This is a genomic window from Desulfocastanea catecholica (assembly GCF_054657295.1).
Window position 1 is genome coordinate 1 of record NZ_BAAHYZ010000030.1, and the last position, 18,423, is coordinate 18,423.

Annotated in this window: 18 protein-coding genes, 2 tRNA genes and 1 pseudogene; 7 read left to right on the plus strand and 14 right to left on the minus strand. The window is 50.0% G+C overall.

The window, feature by feature from the left end:
• The 4 genes from ACYQ8U_RS19600 to ACYQ8U_RS19615 all read right to left on the minus strand — a co-directional run.
• On the minus strand, positions 1–429 hold a 429-nt coding region (locus ACYQ8U_RS19600), incomplete at its 3' end, for a hypothetical protein (RefSeq protein WP_459947260.1).
• Positions 419–1,213: a hypothetical protein gene (locus ACYQ8U_RS19605; RefSeq protein ID WP_459947261.1), complete on the minus strand. Its 795-nt coding sequence runs from the start codon at positions 1,211–1,213 to the stop codon at positions 419–421. The genes ACYQ8U_RS19605 and ACYQ8U_RS19600, both read right to left, overlap by 11 nt.
• Before the next feature lie 623 nt (positions 1,214–1,836).
• Entirely contained in the window at positions 1,837–2,955 is a 1,119-nt protein-coding gene (locus ACYQ8U_RS19610) for a tyrosine-type recombinase/integrase (protein ID WP_459947262.1), read from the minus strand.
• Between the two features lie 180 nt (positions 2,956–3,135).
• Positions 3,136–3,233 (minus strand) — tRNA-Sec (locus ACYQ8U_RS19615).
• Positions 3,234–3,466: 233 nt separating this feature from the next.
• Here ACYQ8U_RS19615 and ACYQ8U_RS19620 point away from each other — a divergent pair.
• Complete coding sequence (locus ACYQ8U_RS19620; RefSeq protein WP_459947263.1) at positions 3,467–3,850, plus strand: hypothetical protein; 384 nt, start codon at positions 3,467–3,469, stop codon at positions 3,848–3,850.
• Positions 3,851–3,869: 19 nt separating this feature from the next.
• On the opposite strand, the gene ACYQ8U_RS19625 is transcribed toward ACYQ8U_RS19620, so the two are convergent.
• Positions 3,870–4,718: a lysophospholipid acyltransferase family protein gene (locus tag ACYQ8U_RS19625; protein ID WP_459947264.1), complete on the minus strand. Its 849-nt coding sequence runs from the start codon at positions 4,716–4,718 to the stop codon at positions 3,870–3,872.
• Between the two features lie 249 nt (positions 4,719–4,967).
• Between ACYQ8U_RS19625 and ACYQ8U_RS19630 the strand changes: the two genes are divergently transcribed.
• The 3 genes from ACYQ8U_RS19630 (at position 4,968) to ACYQ8U_RS19640 (ending at position 7,261) form a co-directional block, all read left to right on the plus strand.
• Positions 4,968–5,681, plus strand: a complete 714-nt coding sequence (locus ACYQ8U_RS19630) for a vWA domain-containing protein (protein ID WP_459947265.1) — start codon at positions 4,968–4,970, stop codon at positions 5,679–5,681.
• A gap of 28 nt (positions 5,682–5,709) precedes the next feature.
• Positions 5,710–6,387 carry a J domain-containing protein gene (locus tag ACYQ8U_RS19635; protein ID WP_459947266.1) on the plus strand — a complete coding sequence of 226 codons (678 nt, stop codon included), beginning with the start codon at positions 5,710–5,712 and terminating at the stop codon, positions 6,385–6,387.
• A 430-nt stretch (positions 6,388–6,817) separates the two neighbouring features.
• A complete protein-coding gene (locus tag ACYQ8U_RS19640) occupies positions 6,818–7,261 on the plus strand; it encodes a flavodoxin domain-containing protein (protein ID WP_459947267.1) in 444 nt (147 codons plus the stop codon).
• Between the two features lie 141 nt (positions 7,262–7,402).
• Here the strand turns inward: ACYQ8U_RS19640 and ACYQ8U_RS19645 are convergent, their stop codons facing one another.
• On the minus strand, positions 7,403–7,507 hold the full coding sequence (locus ACYQ8U_RS19645; protein ID WP_459947268.1) for a peptidoglycan-binding protein: 105 nt from the start codon (positions 7,505–7,507) through the stop codon (positions 7,403–7,405).
• Positions 7,508–7,547: 40 nt separating this feature from the next.
• On the opposite strand from ACYQ8U_RS19645, the pseudogene ACYQ8U_RS19650 reads away from it, so the two are divergent.
• Positions 7,548–7,742, plus strand: a pseudogene (locus ACYQ8U_RS19650) (SMR family transporter); the annotation flags it as partial.
• A 136-nt stretch (positions 7,743–7,878) separates the two neighbouring features.
• Here ACYQ8U_RS19650 and ACYQ8U_RS19655 read toward each other — a convergent pair.
• The 4 genes from ACYQ8U_RS19655 to ACYQ8U_RS19670 all read right to left on the minus strand — a co-directional run bounded on the left by ACYQ8U_RS19655 (position 7,879) and on the right by ACYQ8U_RS19670 (position 11,452).
• Positions 7,879–7,955 (minus strand) — tRNA-Met (locus ACYQ8U_RS19655).
• 159 nt (positions 7,956–8,114) lie between these two features.
• Entirely contained in the window at positions 8,115–9,770 is a 1,656-nt protein-coding gene (groL, locus tag ACYQ8U_RS19660) for a chaperonin GroEL (RefSeq protein WP_459947269.1), read from the minus strand.
• A 76-nt stretch (positions 9,771–9,846) separates the two neighbouring features.
• Positions 9,847–10,134, minus strand: coding sequence for a co-chaperone GroES (groES, locus tag ACYQ8U_RS19665; RefSeq protein ID WP_459947270.1), 288 nt, complete (start codon positions 10,132–10,134; stop codon positions 9,847–9,849).
• Between the two features lie 235 nt (positions 10,135–10,369).
• A complete protein-coding gene (locus ACYQ8U_RS19670; RefSeq protein ID WP_459947271.1) occupies positions 10,370–11,452 on the minus strand; it encodes a branched-chain amino acid aminotransferase in 1,083 nt (360 codons plus the stop codon).
• 262 nt (positions 11,453–11,714) lie between these two features.
• Between ACYQ8U_RS19670 and ACYQ8U_RS19675 the strand changes: the two genes are divergently transcribed.
• On the plus strand, positions 11,715–12,812 hold the full coding sequence (locus ACYQ8U_RS19675; RefSeq protein WP_459947272.1) for an AI-2E family transporter: 1,098 nt from the start codon (positions 11,715–11,717) through the stop codon (positions 12,810–12,812).
• A 29-nt stretch (positions 12,813–12,841) separates the two neighbouring features.
• Here ACYQ8U_RS19675 and ACYQ8U_RS19680 read toward each other — a convergent pair whose 3' ends face one another.
• Positions 12,842–14,161 (minus strand): putative sensor domain DACNV-containing protein, encoded by a 1,320-nt coding sequence (locus ACYQ8U_RS19680; RefSeq protein WP_459947273.1) that lies wholly within the window; start codon positions 14,159–14,161, stop codon positions 12,842–12,844.
• Between the two features lie 425 nt (positions 14,162–14,586).
• On the opposite strand from ACYQ8U_RS19680, the gene ACYQ8U_RS19685 reads away from it, so the two are divergent.
• Complete coding sequence (locus tag ACYQ8U_RS19685) at positions 14,587–14,979, plus strand: universal stress protein (protein ID WP_459947274.1); 393 nt, start codon at positions 14,587–14,589, stop codon at positions 14,977–14,979.
• Positions 14,980–15,104: 125 nt separating this feature from the next.
• Here ACYQ8U_RS19685 and ACYQ8U_RS19690 read toward each other — a convergent pair whose 3' ends face one another.
• From ACYQ8U_RS19690 to ACYQ8U_RS19700, 3 genes are read right to left on the minus strand one after another with little or no spacing between them, the layout of a single operon-like run.
• Positions 15,105–16,337 carry an amidohydrolase family protein gene (locus ACYQ8U_RS19690; protein WP_459947275.1) on the minus strand — a complete coding sequence of 411 codons (1,233 nt, stop codon included), beginning with the start codon at positions 16,335–16,337 and terminating at the stop codon, positions 15,105–15,107.
• Positions 16,338–16,363: 26 nt separating this feature from the next.
• Entirely contained in the window at positions 16,364–18,163 is a 1,800-nt protein-coding gene (locus ACYQ8U_RS19695) for a cation:proton antiporter (RefSeq protein WP_459947276.1), read from the minus strand.
• A gap of 30 nt (positions 18,164–18,193) precedes the next feature.
• On the minus strand, positions 18,194–18,343 hold the full coding sequence (locus ACYQ8U_RS19700) for a lipocalin family protein (RefSeq protein WP_459947277.1): 150 nt from the start codon (positions 18,341–18,343) through the stop codon (positions 18,194–18,196).
• Positions 18,344–18,423 lie beyond the last annotated feature (80 nt).

Here is an 18,423-nt window from a genome sequence, read left to right on the forward strand (position 1 = left end):
GCTGAGATTATGGTGCTTGAGATAATGATCAAAGGCCTCGAGAACTCGCCGTATATGCTGCACCGTTTTTTCCGTATCGTAGCGGGCCGTGGCGCAGTAATGCAGATAGTCCTCAAATATTTCCGGTAGCTTCGGTCTTGATTTTCTTGGAATGGGCTGGGAAATTTGCTTCTCGCGATACAAGAAGTTTGCCAGGCCCCGAACCGCACGTCGGCGCTCATTGCTGTTACCCTGCAGCATAAATTCTTGCAATATTTCAAGATTGAAAATTGCATTCCATCTCTTTACCCGTTTTTTTACAAAAAGCTGAAAATCCTGCAGTATTTTACCCTGGGGGTTGATGTTAGTGTCCGGGAAGCCCTGCTCCATTCGCTGCAGAAGATATTGTTCAACCGCCTGCAAGAGTCTTTTCGAATCTTTATGATTCATGGTCACGACTTAATTGTTTGCGCATTATTTGCTTGATTGTGGCGAGATCAAATGTTTCCATATCGTCTCGGTTCTGGAGTAACTTTATAGCTTGAGTGACAGGGCTTTTCGGCAAGGAGAGGACCTGAAAGAAGGTGCCGTCAAAGGCAATCAGGTCTTTTTCTATCAACTGATCACGGACAACGATATAGTCATCCAGGGAAAGACAGAGCAAAGAACAGATCTTGTCATAGTGGTAGTGGGAAAGCCCCTGGCGGTCAGCTACAAGCACCAGGAAAAAATACAGGAGCAATTCATTTTGACTGAGGCTGGCAAAAAATCCACCTCTTAGAAAACGGTGGCCGATCCAGGCGAAGCTGCCATCTATCTTCCTTATACGATCACAAACAAGGGGTTTTCTATTGACCATGAGCTCCTCCAGGATGTCTAAATGATCCGATATTGGTTGCTGAATTCCGTCTCCCATAGCCCCGTCGGGGAAAATGTTCCACAACCACACCTTTTCCACCGCAAAAATGGCAAGAAGGGACCATAAACTGGTGATCTTGAGGTAACCTATCACGCTCGGGTGCAGGTGTAGAAGATGCATCAGCCACGGTTTTTTCAGAAACGTGCATCCTTCGCATTCTTTGAGCTTGCCGGTGAGCCTCCCGGCCTCTTGCGGTTTGTCGATATCTTTGTTGGGCCAAACGGTGGGCTTGTCGCTGGGAATGGTGCCGACAGGAATCACGACAGTAGGCCTGCCCTCGCCAGCAGCTCTGGCAGATATAAAATGTTCTGCCACATCGCCTGCATGAAACAGCCTTCAGTAAAAGGATTTCCATTCTTCCGTCTTGAATAAAAACGGAAGCCGTGATTAGATGAAGGTGCTTGTTGGGCTTCCGTATTTACGGGATGTCTCTTGAAAGGCTCGAAGTGGCTGCTTCGGGCCTTTCGTTCGTTATCAGTACTTTCCCGTTATCTATCAAAAAAAGGAAGAAAAAGAAGAAAAGACAAAGAAAATTGAGGAAGAAGATATAAATCTTTACAACTACAAAAACAGGGAAGAAAAACAAACAGAGAAGAAAAGGCGCAACATAACTGATCTCGCAGCATAATTCCTGATATGATAGACTTACCTACTTCTTTGGAATTGCTCAGAAATGGAGCAGCTCCGAAGAACACCTCTCAAAAGTGCAACAGAATCCTAGCGAGAGGTGTCTCCTACTGTTCTTCTTCCAGATAGCCCTTGAACCTTGTTCTCGATTAATATGGTTTCAGATTTATCATTATTGCGGGTCCGGGTGTTTCTCATGTGCGGATCGCTACTGATATGGTGTTTACTCTAACCCTCAAAGAATTGATCCGATCAACTGCTTTCAACTTGTGATCGTTAAGAAGATGCGGAAGCTATGTAGGACAACTTTATTATTCATGAATCCCCTCTTGTCCAAGATAGGAAATTTTGTCTATATGTTCTCTTTTAGTGTTATCAAACAGGTGGGTATATCTCATTATCATGGCTAGTGTCGAATGACCAAGGATATCCGCGATAATCCGAACATCAACTCCCTGCATAAGCAAATGGCTGGCAGCGGTATGTCGAATATCATGGGGGGTGAAGTGGGGGATAAGCGGAAAACCTGGGTGATTTTTATGATCTGCGGCTTTGCGGTGTAGCCGGGTCCACATTCGTCGCCAACAATCTTGAAATATACACCCTGGTCGAAGCATAGTTTGTTTGGAGAGACGGTGATTTGGTTTCAGAAAAATGTAACCATCAACCTCTGGCTCGATTTTTTTTAGTGCCTCGGCAACCTCAACAGTCAAGGGTATAGTTCTTGGTTTTTTTGATTTTGTCTGCCAGAGAGTGATAAGGCGGTTTTCGATGTCGACGGTAGAGGTTGTAATCCTTGCAGCCTCTCCGGTTCTCATCCCAGAATGCATCAGAAGAAGGACGAAGGGATAGAATTTAATGTTCTTGGTATTTTTTGCTTCTTCGAGTATGATCCTGACCTCCTTGGTCGAAAGAAATCGTTCTCGTCCTGGGTCAGCTGGTACGCGATCGATGTACGTCAAGGGATTGCCTATCGATAGGCCCCATGCTCCATTAGCCAGTCGGAACATTCTGGACAGCATTGCCAGTTCTTGCCGAACAGAGGAAGAAGAGGCATTTTCAGCCAGACGCTCGGATTGATATCGTGAAATTTCAGTTGATTCTATTTCGCTGAGAGGAGTTTCTGGCCCGAGAATTCTAGTGATATGTCGGTGACTGTATTGTTCGCGATCCAAGGTGGAAGGGCTTTTTTTTAAAATATTTTTACTGTACTCATGGTATCTATTAAGTGCTTCGTCGAGGTAAACTGCTTCGGCTAGACGTGGATCTTTATATTTCTTACGAAGGATGAGAGACTCCTGTTCTGCCGCCCAAAATTTTGCCTCACCTTTTGTCGAAAAGGTTCTTTTAATTGGCTTATGCCCTTTTTTTCGGATAACGGCTTGATAAACGGTGCCTTTTTTGTTCTTCAGGGTAACAAATGTCGCCATTTTTAGTTTTTATCTTTTGTATTTTTTGAAAACATTCTTTATAGGGTACAAAACAGGGTACACTATCTTAACAAAAGAAAACAACTTATATCACCAAAAAGCGCCACACCAACAGAATTACAGAGATGAAGAAAAGGAGAACAAAGAGTGGATTTGCAATGAAATCAACTGGAAACCGAGTGGCGGAAGTGCATGGGAATCGAACCCACCTAACGGGCTATTAACCCGCTACACCGGATTTGAAGTCCGGGAGAGCCACCAGTGCCCTATCCACTTCCCTGCTGATGCGACAAAAAGAGAACCGATTATACTAATAAGTGTTGACCTTGAAAACAACTATTTATTATATTATGCCTTTTTATTGGTGCAACCACATAAATCAGTATGCACTGCACCCTTTCATTCTTACTAACCCCCGGCAAGCGGGATAAGTGCCTTCACGAAATTTTTTCTTGCAAACAGAAAAAAAATCCTCTGGTGCTCATCAAAAAATTCAATTGAAACTAAACACATGCAGTGCGAAAGACTCATTAAAATGATTAAGTCGTGGTATCTCCACGTTCGTGATGAAACCATGGCTCCGGCCCGGATGATATCTTTCATTGAAGAACATGCGGAGAGTTGTGCTGTCTGTCTCCAAGATCCCGACCTTCAAGGAGAAATTGCCAAAATCACCGAACTGATTCTGCCGGAGTCAAAAATCCCCAAAGCAGTCCGTCTGAGAAACAGCGATGACGACGAAATCGACACCGATGACGATATAGACCTGGACGAGGTGGATGAGGAAGAATCTGATGACTCTACCGACGACGAGGAAGTAGAGGAAGAGGTGGAAGATGATGAAGACCTCGACCTCGACGATGATGACCTCTTAGCTGAGGATGATGAGATCTGAGGGTAAGATCAGGGCTGCATCAGGCGGCCCACTCTTGCATTTTTCCGGCAATAAAGGCATTGACCGCTGCCTGTTCCGCATCACCCTTCCCTTCCACTGTCATCGGCTCGCCAAAAGCGAAATGCGCTGTTTTGGTTCCATCGAGTCTGCCAAAATCTTTAACTCTTTTGCCATTTTGCCAGCAATCTGTTTTCAAGGCCAGCGGCACAATCGGTACGCCGGCCTTTTTGGCAAGTTTCACGCCGATCGAGCTCATCTGCGCTGCATCAAAGACGTGCGACCTGGTCGTCTGTGGAAAGACTATAATGGAAATACCGTTATTTAACCGGTCAAGCCCTTCGTTTAACACGGTTTTTAAATCCTGCCTCGGGTTGGTCCGCGTAACGGCAATGGGGTTACGGGAACGCATGACATGCTTGAACACCGGATATGACAGGAGGTTTTCCTTGACGACAAAGGTTACCGGTTTTATCGGCTGGATCATCACCGGAAGCAGCAACGTTTCCATCATACTCATATGATTGCCGATGATGACCGTGGGCCCATCGCTTTTCTCGACATTTTCAATGCCGGAAATCTCTATACGGATCCCGGCTTGTTCGAGGCACCGCATGACCTCATAACTGCTTTCCATCCAGTCTGAGCCGTCATAACGGTTATTTTTGGCCAGCCGGCTGGCGCGAAAGACAATCCAGAAAAGGCGAAAATAAAAGACCAGGGTAGGAAACAGCAGAAACCCTGTCGATTTTTCTGTTTGATAGTGGCAATTGGTATAGGTTATTTTATGCATCGCGCAGCCGAGGAGTGAAAATTGACAGTGGACCATCGTGGACCGGGTAGTATTCTTGAGACTGCTTGAAACTAGCATGAAAAGCACCATTGTATCAAGAATTTTTCTTTGCGTTTGAGCGTATTTACGTCTTGTTTGACGGTACTGAGCATAAAGCAGCAAAGGACAGACTGGAGTTTACATTCCTGCTGCCGCGCAAGACTTTACAGATCTCCCGGAAACATTGATTTTTCTTACGGGTACCATTATTTTTTTATAAACTTCAGGTAAAAAATACCTGGTAAAAAGCAGCTGTTATCCTGCTGTGATGCTTCACTGGAACAGGCGATGAAAGACAAAGAAGTTACTTCCACTGAAAACAGGTCCGAAGCCCTTCAAGAAAGGTCTTCTTCCGGCGAGATAGCCGCTTTTCTCAAGGCTGCCGGCCTCGCCGCACTGTCTCAGAGCGGAAGGTTGATTTTTGCGCTGGATGCAACCATGAGTCGGCAGCCGACCTGGGATAGCGCGGTAACTATCCAGGCTTCGATGTTCGATGCGGTGGGCAAGGCAGGTGGCCTGTCGGTGCAGCTGATATATTTTCGCGGCATTGATGAATGCCGTGCCTCGAAATGGGTCATCAATGCTGCCGCACTGCGTGAGCTGATGCTCGGTATCCAATGTCGCAGCGGACAGACACAGATAGCCAAAATCCTTGACCACGCCTGTCGTGAAACGGCAAAAGCCAAGGTCTCGGCGCTGGTTTTCATCGGCGACGCCCTGGAAGAGGACATCCAGTCGCTCTGTCGGAAAGCGGGAGAACTTGGTTTAAAAGGGGTGCGCTGCGTTTTCTTTCAGGAAGGGGGTGATGTGACCGCGGAAAAGGGCTTTCGAGAAATGGCCCGGCTGACCGGCGGCGCCTATTTCCGCCTCGGACCCGATTCGGCCAAGGAACTTGCCGAACTTCTGGCTGCGGTTGCCGTCTATGCCCGAGGTGGCCTGCAAGCCCTGTCAAACTCCGGTAGACGCGAGGCGCGCTTGCTTCTCGAGCAAATGAGAAACTGATTTTTCACCTTTTTCATCTGGACAGTGGATGACCTTATATTTTTTAATTCTGTTATTTGCCCTGTTGAGCTTTTTCTGGCTGATCACCATACCCGCCCAGCAAAGGGCGGCCTTTCTAGCAAATGCCGGACCACTTCTTCTCATCACCGTGGGCGGCCTGCTGACCCTTTTGCGGCGTGGGGTGATCGGCATCCCTTTGGTTTTTATCGGCATCTCCTGGTGGCGACGTAATCGTTCACAGCGACCTATCCCCTCTGCAGAAGGGGCCAAATCCACCGTCCGCTCGACAAACCTTGAGATGGAACTTGATCACGATACCGGGGATATAGACGGCACAGTGCTGACGGGTCCTCGGCAAGGGTCCCGTCTTTCCTCACTCACCGAGGTGGAGCTGCTGTCACTCTACCGTGAAATGTATTCCGATCCGGACAGTATCGCCTTGCTCGAGTCTTTTCTTGATCGTTACCATCCCGACTGGCGGGAACGTGTCGACCCTGACTCCTTTAGATCGCAGGGCGGGGTCTCTGATTTTAACATGATGACCAGAGAGGAAGCCTACCAGATACTCGGCCTCGAGCCCGGTGCCTCGCAGCAGGAAATCCACCAGGCCTGGCGGCGACTCATCAAGGGCGTGCATCCGGACAGCGGAGGCTCGGAGTTTCTTGCGGCAAAGATCAATACTGCCAGAGATATTCTCCTGGAATAGGAAAATATTATCCACGTCTGAATATCGTCCGATTAAAGTCCGAAATCGTGAACCTCACTCAGTCCCATTTTTCATACCGCCGCATGTGATACGCCGAAATACATTGTGCATCGAATTGTAATGTGACCTTTGGCGTAAGAAATTTCCGCAGCAAGCCTCTTCCAGCTTTCAGCCAATTAATCAATTACGGTAATCTGGATCTTATAGCTATCAATATGATTTTATTATATATTAACAAATAAATAATAAAAATAACTTTTTGCATTTGATATTAATTTCCATCTTTGGTAAAAAGCCTTAATGAAAATCATTATCAATCATGAGCTGTTCGTCTACCAACTGTATCGATAGATCAGTACATTGAATGTATAGGCGACAAACTACCACCGCACGAGGGAATATCGTGCTCAACTAAACAAGGAGAGGTCAAATGAAGAAAGTACTCGTAGCGTATTACAGCAGAACCGGCAAGACAGAAAAAATGGCGGAGTATTTAGCGGAGGGCATACGCTTGAGCGGAAATGCCGTGGAAACGAAAAAAATCGCGAATATAAAAAATGAAAGTGATATCGAAGGGTATGACGGCTATCTCTTCGGTTGCCCAACCTATCATAAGAACATGACCAAGAACTTCGAAACTTTCCTTTTCTTGGTTGAAAAAGCAGGACTGAAGGGTAAGGTTGGGGGATCCTTCGGATCAAGCACCCACAGTGGAGAGGCGCCCGGAGTCATCTTTGACACAATGGAACACGTCTTTTCCATGAATATGACCAACCTTGGCCCATTCGACCTGCGTGAGAACGTCGTCGACACCAACGAGGGTATGAAAGCATGCCAAGATTATGGCCGTGCTCTCGGCGACATGCTCAATTAGGACTAACAGCCCCCTAATCATATAGCCCTATTCTCGAACGTCGGACAGCATAGCGCTTCGATACATATCTGTTGTTTGTCAATGCCGCGGCCAACTAAAAACTGACCGCGGCTCCTCCCGGCTCATCAAAGTTCTCAAAAACTATAGCAGTAACGTAGCATCAAAGGTACTCTTGCCGATCTTGCCATCAGCTGGTCCCGGTTGATAGCCGAGTGCAAGAAGCTGTCTCTGTGCCTTGGTAACCATTGCTTTACGCCCTCTCCCTTAAAATCAATTGGGGGACGGCCTCTCCTTGCTTGGTATCGCTATGAAATCCCTACCTGTAGGCACTGCATATGCCATCTGGGTTGGCGTGGGTGCAGTGGGCACCGCAATTCTCGGTATTTTCTTACTGGGTGAGTCGGCGAATACTATGCGGCTAGTAAGCCTCGGTCTTATTGTCGCCGGTATTGTTGGCCTCAAGCTCACAACACCGACCTAAATATTCCACTGTCGTATCTGCGTTGCAGAAATGAGAAAACCCGAATCATTTTGTCCACCTTTTTTGTACAAGTGTTTTGTACAAGGGGCAATAATTCGGGTTTTTATGTGAACTAAACCAAGGCTTAGGGCGTTTTTGGTGGCGATGCAGGGAATCGAACCCCGGACACTGCGGATATGAGCCGCATGCTCTAACCATCTGAGCTACATCGCCATGGTATAAGGCGAAGAAAACTACCTTATTGCTGCATATCTGTCAATATTTTTCAGGCACTAATTTCAAAAATGATCTCTTCAGACGACAAAAGGTCCCGAAAACGGGACCTTTTGTGTACTGCTCAATCAAACCAATCAGAAAAAGATCGGCAATTTCTTACATCATTCCGCCCATACCACCCATGCCGCCCATACCACCCATGCCAGGAGGCATGCCGCCACCTGCTGCGCCGGCTTCCTCAGGGGCATCGGCAATGACGCACTCGGTGGTCAGCAACATACCGGAAACGGATGCAGCATTCTGCAAGGCGGTCCTGGTAACTTTGGCAGGGTCAATAACACCGGCGGCGATGAGATCTTCATACTGCTCGGTGGCAGCGTTGAATCCCATTGCACCTTCCAGGGTCTTGACATGCTCAACGATGACCGAGCCTTCACGACCGGCATTGTTGGCAATCTGACGAATAGGTTCTTCAAGGGCGCGAAGAAGAATATTTTTCCCGGCGATCTGCTCACCCGGCAACTTAAGGGCGGCCAAGGCTGCCAGACAGCGAATATACGCCACGCCACCACCAGGAACGACACCTTCCTCTACAGCAGCACGGGTCGCGTTGAGAGCGTCTTCAACACGGGCTTTCTTCTCTTTCATTTCGATTTCAGTAGCTGCACCGACATTGATGACGGCAACACCACCAATCAGTTTGGCAAGTCGCTCCTGAAGTTTTTCGCGATCGTAATCCGAGGTGGTATCTTCAATCTGATTACGGATCTGCTTGACGCGGGCAGCAAGCTTTTCTTTATCACCGGCACCGTCGATGATGGTGGTATTGTCTTTGTCGACCGTGATACGTTTGCAGGTACCGAGATCATTGACGGTGACATTCTCGAGCTTGATGCCGAGATCTTCGGTGATAACCTGACCACCGGTGAGAACAGCGATGTCTTCGAGCATTGCCTTGCGACGATCACCAAAACCAGGAGCCTTGACGGCCGCAACATTCAGGGTACCGCGGAGTTTATTGACAACCAGGGTAGCAAGAGCTTCGCCGTCGACGTCTTCGGCGACGATAAACAGACCTTTACCCATTTTGGCCACCGACTCGAGTACCGGCAGGAGATCCTTCATGCTGGAGACTTTCTTCTCAACAAGGAGAATATAGGGGTCATCCATGCTTACTTCCATACGATCGGGATCGGTGACAAAGTAAGGGGAGAGATAGCCGCGATCAAACTGCATACCTTCAACGACATCAAGACTGGTATCCATTGATTTGGCTTCTTCAACGGTGATAACACCCTCTTTACCAACCTTATCCATGGCCTCGGCAATGATATTACCGATGGTCTCGTCGCTGTTGGCGGAAATGGTTCCAACCTGGGCGATCTCTTTCTGCTCTTTCGTCGGGGTGGCGATCTTGGCAAGCTCAGCAACGACAACCTCAACACCTTTATCGATACCGCGTTTGATTTCCATCGGGTTGCCGCCGGCAGCGACCAGTCTGACGCCTTCTCGGTATATCGCCTGGGCAAGGACAGTTGCGGTTGTGGTACCGTCACCGGCAACATCGGAAGTTTTAGAAGCAACTTCCTTGACCATCTGTGCGCCCATGTTCTCAAACTTATCCTTTACTTCGATTTCCTTGGCGACAGTCACACCATCTTTAGTAATGGTGGGTGCACCAAAGGATTTCTCGATAAGTACATTACGACCTTTAGGACCGAGAGTCACCTTCACCGCATCTGCGAGGATATTTACCCCGGCGAGGATTGACTCGCGGGCCTTTACGCCATATTTCAGTTCTTTTCCAGCCATTATATTGTTCTCCCTTTTTCTACGAGATGTTATTTAATCTGTACAAACAAACTTTATCCAAAATCGAGAATCTTTTTTACTCAATGATTCCGAGAATATCGTCTTCACGCATAATGAGGTAATCTTCCCCATCAAGCTTTACATCGGTACCGCCATATTTGGAAAACAGCACACGGTCTCCGGCTTTTACCTGCAGGGCAACTCTTTCACCTTTATCATTTGTCTTGCCTGGTCCAACAGATATAACTTTTCCCTCTGCCGGTTTTTCCTTGGCACTATCAGGGATAATGATACCACCTGCGGTTTTTGCTTCTTCAGCAAGTCTTTTCACCAAAAGACGATCATTCAATGGACGAATTTTCATTACTACCTCCTAACTGTACTAATTAATTTTTTCAAAAAAAAAAGGGCCCATCGATTATATGTTTACATGGAATCCCAACGTGGTTAGCTGCCTGTGTATCAGACAGGTGTATCAAACTGCGCAAGAATATAGGGGTTGATTTTCAAAAATCAAGGGCGCTCTTAAAAAAAAACAGGAGGGGTTCGGCGGCCTTGACACAACAGGATAAGACCGCCGAATGATTGGTGTTTTTGTGCTAAACGACTCGGACAACCCAGTTGAATGGATCGGCCTGATAACCGTTCTGAATAGCCTGCAGCTCCTGCGATAATCTGGCCGACAACTCTCCGGTCTGGTTGTTGTTGATCACATAACTGTGGTCTTTATACAAGAATTCGCCGACCGGGGAAATGACCGCCGCGGTACCCGTGCCGAACGCTTCCTCGAGTCGCCCGTTTTCCTTCGCTTCGAGCACTTCATCAATAGTAATTGGTCGTTCGACAACATCCACTCCCCAGCTGGAGGCAAGTTTCAGCACCGAATCCCGGGTAATCCCTCCGAGAATCGACCCTTCCAATGGCGGAGTTATCAACTGGTCGTCGATTTTAAAGAAAATATTACTTGTCCCCACCTCTTCTATATATTTGTGTTCGCAGGCATCCAGCCACAATACCTGTGAACAGCCGGCTTTTTTGGCAATCTCCGACATATAGAGCGAGGCCGCGTAGTTTCCGGCGGTTTTTGCACTGCCGACACCACCTTTCACTGCCCGGGCATACTCATCACTGATATAGATCCTGGTCGGCTTACACCCTTCGGGGTAATAATCACCGACCGGGCATAACATTATATAAAAATAGTAGGCACCGGACGCTTTAACACCAATGGTCGGCTCGACGGCGATCATCGCCGGCCGGATATACAGCGTCGCTCCCGGTGCATTCGGCACCCAATCTTTTTCGAGATAAATCAACGCTCGAAGTACCTTGACCATTTTTTCGGCCGGTATTCGCGGCATACACATGCGCAGTGCGGACCTGTTCATGCGCTCGAAATTATCTTTGGGGCGGAACAAGAGCAGCTGATTGTCTTTCCCCCGATAGGCCTTGAGACCTTCAAATATTGCCTGTCCATAATGAAAAACCATGGCGGCCGGGCTCAGGGTAAAATCCTGGAATGGACATATTTTGCTGTCATGCCATCCATTCTCCCTGTCCCATTTCATCAGAAACATGTGGTCGGTAAAATGCACACCAAAACCAAGGTTGTCCGGGGATGGTTTTTCTTTCCGTTTCTCTGCCTGCACTTTTTCCAGCGCGACTTCAAGGTCTTCCCACATTGTACCAATCTCCTCAGTACCAATAATTTTTCCACTGATTTTTATTTGCTTAATCCAACGAAGGATATATACTTTTCGCTATCCTTTGTCACTCCTCAGCCTTGCCGTTTTGACAGGGCAGAATACCTTAGCTGCAGGTTTAATTGCAACTCAATTTCATATTCCCTGCCAACCCCGAGAAACAGGACGCCATTACATGCCCACCACAAGGGTCAGAAGCGCCTGAAACAGACCAATCCTGCGTGACCAAAAAAGAACAACGATGAGTAACTCCCCATCAACACTTCAGTTTAACGACCAGCCGCCCAGCTCGACGAGTGTGAAATACTTTCTCCTGGTGTTCATAATTTCGATTTTTTTCTTTGGCCGCATTCTCTGGCCATTCTGGTCTATTCTGGTGCTGTCTTTTCTGCTGACCAATCTCTTTCGGCCGATTTACTGCTTCATCTGCAGAAAGCTGCCGGACTCGGTCGCCTCAGCCCTCACCTGTCTGCTGATCATCGCCATAGTGATCATCCCTCTGCTGTTTTTTATTTTCGCCCTTACCGACGAGGCGCTTAACCTCTACAGCTGGGGGAGAGACAGCCGCGTCGGGTTGAAACTGCAGGTTTTTCTGCAGGAAAGTCCCTTCATCCTGCAAATCCAGAAGCAGTTGCAGGAGGTGGGGTTTCGGTTCAATCCTTCCCAGGTAACGGAGACTTTTTCCTATCTGGTGAAAAACGGCGGCTTGCTCCTGTATAACCAGGCCAGCGGCTGGGCGGCAAATATTCTGCAGTTTCTCTTTCTCTTTTTTATCATGATCCTGGTGATCTTTTTTCTCCTGATGGATCAACCGAAACTCATTGACTATATGATCCGCCTCTCCCCCCTGCCGGAGGACGAAAACCATCTGCTGATAAATAAATTTCAAGAAATCGCCAACGCGATTTTGAAAGGAAACGGCATCTGCGGTCTGATCCAGGGCATTCTCGGAGGAGTCATCTTCTCCATCATGGGACTGAACTCGCCGCTGCTCTGGGGCTCTATTATGGCGGTCCTCGCTTTTCTGCCGATTTTCGGCATAGGCCTGGTAATGGTTCCGACGGCAGTATTTCTAGCGCTCACCAGCCGAATGACTGAAGGTATCTTTCTGTTTATCTTCTATATCATCCTTTCCGGCACCATCGAGTATATCGTCAAACCGAAAATGGTCGGCACCCAGGTAAAAATGCACACCCTGCTGGTGTTTCTCTCGATCATCGGCGGCCTGAGCGTGTACGGCATTCTCGGCATCATCTACGGCCCGCTGATCATAACCGCTTTTCTCACCCTCTCGGATATCTATCTTAAAAGGTACGACCAGCGCATTCAACGCAGGTAAAGCGGACAAAATTCCTCTTCCCGGGCGACTTAAGCAAAATCAATGGGGATGACATCCCAGCAGGTCACCATATCCCTGGACCAGGTGACGACACGGGCTTTGGCGTCCTGGGAGACGATGATGCCCAGGACATCCTGAAGCTTATGGCAGAGATAATAGAGCGACCGGTGCCGTGTACCGACGCTCTCAACCAGCTCCACCCGTCTTCGGAGCGCCTCCGGGTCAAGGGCCAGAGCGACACTCTCACCCACCTCCATCGTGCCCTGGATGATGCCGCCGAAACCAATGAGTTCAAGTCCCTCGGTGGTCACCACGGCGCCGTCCACGCCTGTCAATCGAGCAATAAAACGGGCAAACTTAAACAGCCGCTCATCGAGCTGCGCCAGTTCTTCCGTTTGCAGAGAGACATAATCCTTCCATCCGGCCTGATAGTCAGGACCATAGATTCTGCCGCAATTTCTCGCCAGCACCTCCATGATCTGCAGGACGATTTTTCTCAGCTGGTTACGGGCCCCGTCGTCGGCAAAACGATATTTAAGATCGATATAGGGATTCTCCCGGGCGGCAAGCTCTTCCATCCGCGCAGGAAAAGAAATGATCGCTCCACCATGCCCCGACCGCCGCATGGTACTGATAACATGCTTGAAAAACTGCAGATAGAGATGGGGGACAAAGGTGGGGTCGATCCGCGCCCAATCTTTCTGCCCCATCCTCTGATTTTGTTCATGCTGCAGCGCCAGCTTATCGCGTACCCGACCAAACCTCTCGGCGACCCATTGCGACTGAAAAACATTGGTCGAAGGGGAAATTATCTTCCCACCGCTTAACTGGGCAAGAATATCCAGCCCTCGGCAGACAATCAGACGTCCCGACCCGACGACATTAACACCAAGGGCCGACGGCAGGGGAGTTGCCTGCTTGCTGCCGCCATGGATGACATGCATCCATTTCGAGCCGGAATGTATCAACCCCCAGATCTGCAGCCCTTCCGAGCGCCTGTAGCGTATGCCGATGAGTGAATTATTATAATCCGTCGATGGCCCAAGCTTTAAAAGTTCGTACTCATTATATGGCCTCGCCGCCGAAAAGACCAAGGTAAACAACCCTTTTGATTCACCTTGTCCACCCAGGTCAATGTCTTCCGGCTCACAGAGCATTATCCTGAAACGAAGGCCGCGCGCCTCCTCCTGCAGTTGGCTTACCTGATAACAGGTGGACACAAGCTCTTCCAGGACATCAAAGTCCGGCAGTTTTTTATAGCTCTTTCCATCAGTCTCCACACCCGAACCACCAATTCGCCAGAGCGTAAGAATTTCAAATACCAGATCTTTTGGGTACTTATGCGTCATAGGATGCGAACACCATGAAATAAAAAGCAGCTTCAATTTCCTCAACTGATGGAAATCACCGGGGACAGCGCAGGAGGGACGGACACCTTGCTGAGTGCTGCAGGCAAGGATTCACGTGTCAAGATGCATGTTTCATTGGTCGTAGAATCAATTATCTCTTCCCTCCTTGGTGTAAATAATAAGAGATTACACGAGACAAGGAAACTCTTTTGTTGCGCAATCGACCTCATCAGAGTGTAAGAGGTACAGATCCGGGTTATGCAGTCTTTTGATGTATACCGGTGAACGATTACACAAATGACAACAGTTCCTTCTGCTGTTGCCCTTTTTATGGTATCTTTTGTTCATCTCAAGCCACTGACACAGAACTGGGATACTGATCCAGAAACAACGCGGTGGTATCATCTCCAGCAAAGGAAAAAAACATGCAGATTCTGGTAGGTTACCGAGGGACCAACGTTGGACAGGAATTACTCGCTCTGGCCATACGACACGCCAAGGCCTTTAATGCGAAAATTCATTTGGTCACCTCCTTGCCGGGGGGAGAAAAAACGACGAGAAAGAAGGTCTCCGAGGCAGAAGAAAACCTTGCCCAGGCCGGAAAAATCCTTGAGGAACAGGGCATCCCCTACGAAACACATCTCCTGGTCAGGAACAGAACCGCCGGTGAAGATATTGTCCTGTTTGCGGCAGACAATCATTGTGATGAAATTATTATCGGCGTAAAAAGTCGGTCTAAAATCGGCAAGATCCTTTTCGGTCAAACGGCCCAGCATGTCATTCTGAAGGCGAAGTGTCCCGTCGTCTCGGTAAAATAATGGTAACCATTCACCAGCACCCCATTTTCGCCCGATCAGGCCACCTCACAGAGCCAACTCTAGCTCGGCTGCCTGCCTGAACGAACCTGGAGCACTGGATGAACGGTTACAGATAATGCCTATCACTATAAGGAGGCGGTCGGCAGATGTTTAACCGGATTTTTCCGGTACCTGTCACTCTGCCTGCCGTTCAGGTAGATCGCTTCGAGGTAGGATAATTTTCTCGGCAGCTGTGCCGGGGCGCCCCTGGCCACCAGAAAGGTTGCCGTTTTACCAGGTGCTATCCGCCCAAAATCGTCAAGACCGAGCAATTCCGCACCGTTGCCGGTCGCACAGCGGACGGTTTCCGCCAGGCTGTAGCCGGCCTTTTTATAGAGCTTCATCTCGTCGACCATCGATTCTCCGTGCAGGACACCAAGGCTGCCGGCGTCGGTGCCCAGAGCGACCTTGACGCCCAGTTCTCGGGCCATGGCCAACTGCTCCAGCTGGTGGTTGAGGTTTTTTTCAATCACCAGCCGATCGGCACCGGCCTTGGCGAAATTGACATTGTCCGCATAGGCCTTCATGGTAAAGAGGGTCGGCACCCAGAAGGTGCCCTTTTCGGCCATCAGCTGGAGATTGTCCCGGCCCATGAAAAAGCCGTGCTCGATGGAGTGACAGCCGCCGTGGACGGCCAGCCGAACCGGCTCTCTGCCGTTGGCATGGACCATCACCTTTCTGCCCTGCTGTTGGGCAACAGCCACCAGTTCGGCTATCTCTTTCGCGGTAAACTGCGCCGGGGTCTCCCGGCCAAAGATATCCAGGCTGTTTAACCCCGAGTTGACCAGCTTCACCTGATCGATGGAATCATTTTCTTTGCCATAAGCGGCAGCCAGACTTTCCCCTTGTGCCGGATACCGGCCGATGAGGCTGCCGTAACGGCCCTTTTGGTGCCAGGCCCGGCCAGCGACTTTCAGCACCATCTCCGCATGCATGTCCTGTTCCGATCGGTAACGAAGGGCAAAGCCGCCCCGATCGCCACCATCACGCACGGCGAGCACCCCATGGGAGAAGAGATAATGCAGATGCCGCTGCATAAACGGGCACAGCTCCTCATATCCTGCCGCCAGCTGCCACTCCCGTGTCGTGTGGTCGATGGTCCCGGACATGAACAGATGCACATGGCTGTCGACAAGAGGCGGCAGGAGGGTGCAGTGGGACAAATCGGTAAAGGCACTGTTGGCCGGCACGCTCTCCGGCGTGTACGGTTCAATTGCCGTAAATCGGCCGTCAGCAATCTTCAGCAGCACCTTCTCCTGGATCGGACCGCCACTGCCGTCAAGCAGCCAGCCGGCGAGAATATATGTTGTCGCACTCATAGTCGTACCTTTCTTTTATGATCTTCTTAGACAGCAGGAAACAGGGCGATCACCGCCCAGCCCGGCTCAGGACGCACCCGGTCATTGTCTCCTCTGACGGTAACCCTTCCTTTCGCATCGATGACAAAGAGCTGGACGATCTGCTCCCCCGCCTGCTCGACAAACATCTCGTAGGTGAACTGTTCCGTAAATGTGCTGGTCCTGATCTCTCCCCCACCAGTGAGCGCATCGAACAGAAACCCATAGGTGACAGCACTGCCGAAAAGCACCTTGCCCTTTCTCTCTGTCGGTACCCCCATCTCTTTATCATCCTGCTCCTCCGCCCGGGTCGACTGGAGCATATACACACTGTTGCGGCCAAGCTCCATGCGGTAGTGCATGAGGGCGGCAATATTCTCACTCGCATAGGGCGACAGGGCGAGCATCCGGCCGATCCCGGTGAGATGCATATGCCGGTCGATATGCCCGGAAAGAGGGTTGCCAAAATAGGTATCCAGACCTTCACTTCTGGCCTTCTTGATATTTTCCAGACCGGTATCGGCGAGCAGCACCCTAACGCCATTCTCGGCCAGCGCCTTGGCAATTTTCCTCGCCACGAGATTGGCGCCAACGATGAGAAACCCCCGGGGTTCGGGCAGGGCGACGCCCAGACGGCGGGCTATCGGCCGGGCCGTGGTACTCTGCAGCAGGACAGTGCCGATAATGACGGTAAAGGTCAAAGGGATGAGAAACCGGGCATCGGCAAAGCCGATCTGTTCGAGTTTGATGGCAAAGAGCGAGGCGATCGAGGCGGCAACAATGCCCCGGGGGGCAATCCAGGCCAGGAGATACCGTTCGGGCAAGGAGAGCTGGGAACCGAGGGTGGAAAACAGGATGTTCAACGGCCTGGCCAGAAATTGCACCGCCAGGAACACCAGCACCGCCGCCCAGCCGATCTCTTTAAGGGAGGCGATATCGAGTCGCGCCGCCAGCATGAGAAAGAGCAGGGAGATAAGCAGCACACTCAAGCTCTCCTTGAACTCGAGAATCTCTTCCAGGTCGACGCCCGGCATGTTGGCCAGCCACATCCCCAGAACGGTGACCGCAACCAGACCGGATTCCGCCTGCAGGGTATTGGCCAGAACAAAGGAGAAAAACACCAGGCCAAGGGTGGCGACGTTCTGCAGGAATCCGGGTAACCAGTGATTGCGCAGCACAAGACCAAAGCAATAGCCGCAGCCAACGCCGATCGACACCCCGACAACAATGATCCCGGCAAAGGCGAGCAGGGTATGCCCCCAGGCCTGCTGCCCGCCGCCGGAGATGATAAACTCATAGACAAGAACGGCGAGAGACGCCCCGATCGGATCAATGACGATGCCTTCCCAGCGCAGGATATTGGCCACCGGGGCCGTTGGCCGCACTGTGCGTAACAGCGGGGCGATGACCGTCGGTCCGGTGACCACGGTAATCGCCCCGAAGAGAAAGGCCAGCTCCCAGGAAATACCAATGGCCAAGCGGGCGGCAACGGTGGTGATCAGCCAGGTGATAACCAGGCCGAAAGAGAGCATGTTCCGCACCACCGACTGCAGTCCCGGAATTTCCCTGAACTTCAGGGTCAAACTGCCTTCAAAGAGAATGATCGCCACGCTGAGAGAGACGAACGGGAAAAAGAGCTCGCCCATGAGCTGTTCCGGATCGAAGATCTGCAATACCGGGCCGACAAGGATCCCGGCGAGAAGCAGAAAAAGAATTGCCGGCAGCCTGACCCGCCAGGCAAGCCACTGGCAGAAGGTACAGACGGCAAAGGAACTGGCGATAATAATCAGTGTTTCCTGGTGGTTCAAACGTTATGCCTCCGGCTCCGGCAAAAAGCGTCAGCTATCAGAAACAAAAATAAGCTTATCCACGGCAAAACCGAGCTCCCGTGCCCGTTCAAGCAGCATCGCCTTGGTTGCGGCATCCAGATCGGCTTGTCTGGCAAGGAGCCAGAGATAGTTTCTATTCAAGAAATACAGGTTTTTCATCGGCTTGTCCCGGCAAAAAAATGTGATTCTTATGATTTATCGTGCCAGCTCAACATTATATGCAGTTGTCGTAAAAATGA

Coding starts and splice junctions, on each gene's coding strand:
- ACYQ8U_RS19630 (WP_459947265.1), top strand. CDS start 4,968: ATGAAAGACAAAGAAGTTACTTCCACTGAAAACAGGTCCGAAGCCCTT.
- ACYQ8U_RS19610 (WP_459947262.1), bottom strand. CDS start 2,955: ATGGCGACATTTGTTACCCTGAAGAACAAAAAAGGCACCGTTTATCAA.
- ACYQ8U_RS19625 (WP_459947264.1), bottom strand. CDS start 4,718: ATGCTAGTTTCAAGCAGTCTCAAGAATACTACCCGGTCCACGATGGTC.
- groES (WP_459947270.1), bottom strand. CDS start 10,134: ATGAAAATTCGTCCATTGAATGATCGTCTTTTGGTGAAAAGACTTGCT.
- ACYQ8U_RS19670 (WP_459947271.1), bottom strand. CDS start 11,452: ATGTGGGAAGACCTTGAAGTCGCGCTGGAAAAAGTGCAGGCAGAGAAA.
- ACYQ8U_RS19685 (WP_459947274.1), top strand. CDS start 14,587: ATGCAGATTCTGGTAGGTTACCGAGGGACCAACGTTGGACAGGAATTA.
- ACYQ8U_RS19635 (WP_459947266.1), top strand. CDS start 5,710: ATGACCTTATATTTTTTAATTCTGTTATTTGCCCTGTTGAGCTTTTTC.
- ACYQ8U_RS19690 (WP_459947275.1), bottom strand. CDS start 16,337: ATGAGTGCGACAACATATATTCTCGCCGGCTGGCTGCTTGACGGCAGT.
- ACYQ8U_RS19680 (WP_459947273.1), bottom strand. CDS start 14,161: ATGACGCATAAGTACCCAAAAGATCTGGTATTTGAAATTCTTACGCTC.
- ACYQ8U_RS19620 (WP_459947263.1), top strand. CDS start 3,467: ATGCAGTGCGAAAGACTCATTAAAATGATTAAGTCGTGGTATCTCCAC.
- groL (WP_459947269.1), bottom strand. CDS start 9,770: ATGGCTGGAAAAGAACTGAAATATGGCGTAAAGGCCCGCGAGTCAATC.
- ACYQ8U_RS19640 (WP_459947267.1), top strand. CDS start 6,818: ATGAAGAAAGTACTCGTAGCGTATTACAGCAGAACCGGCAAGACAGAA.
- ACYQ8U_RS19675 (WP_459947272.1), top strand. CDS start 11,715: ATGAGTAACTCCCCATCAACACTTCAGTTTAACGACCAGCCGCCCAGC.
- ACYQ8U_RS19700 (WP_459947277.1), bottom strand. CDS start 18,343: ATGAAAAACCTGTATTTCTTGAATAGAAACTATCTCTGGCTCCTTGCC.
- ACYQ8U_RS19645 (WP_459947268.1), bottom strand. CDS start 7,507: ATGGTTACCAAGGCACAGAGACAGCTTCTTGCACTCGGCTATCAACCG.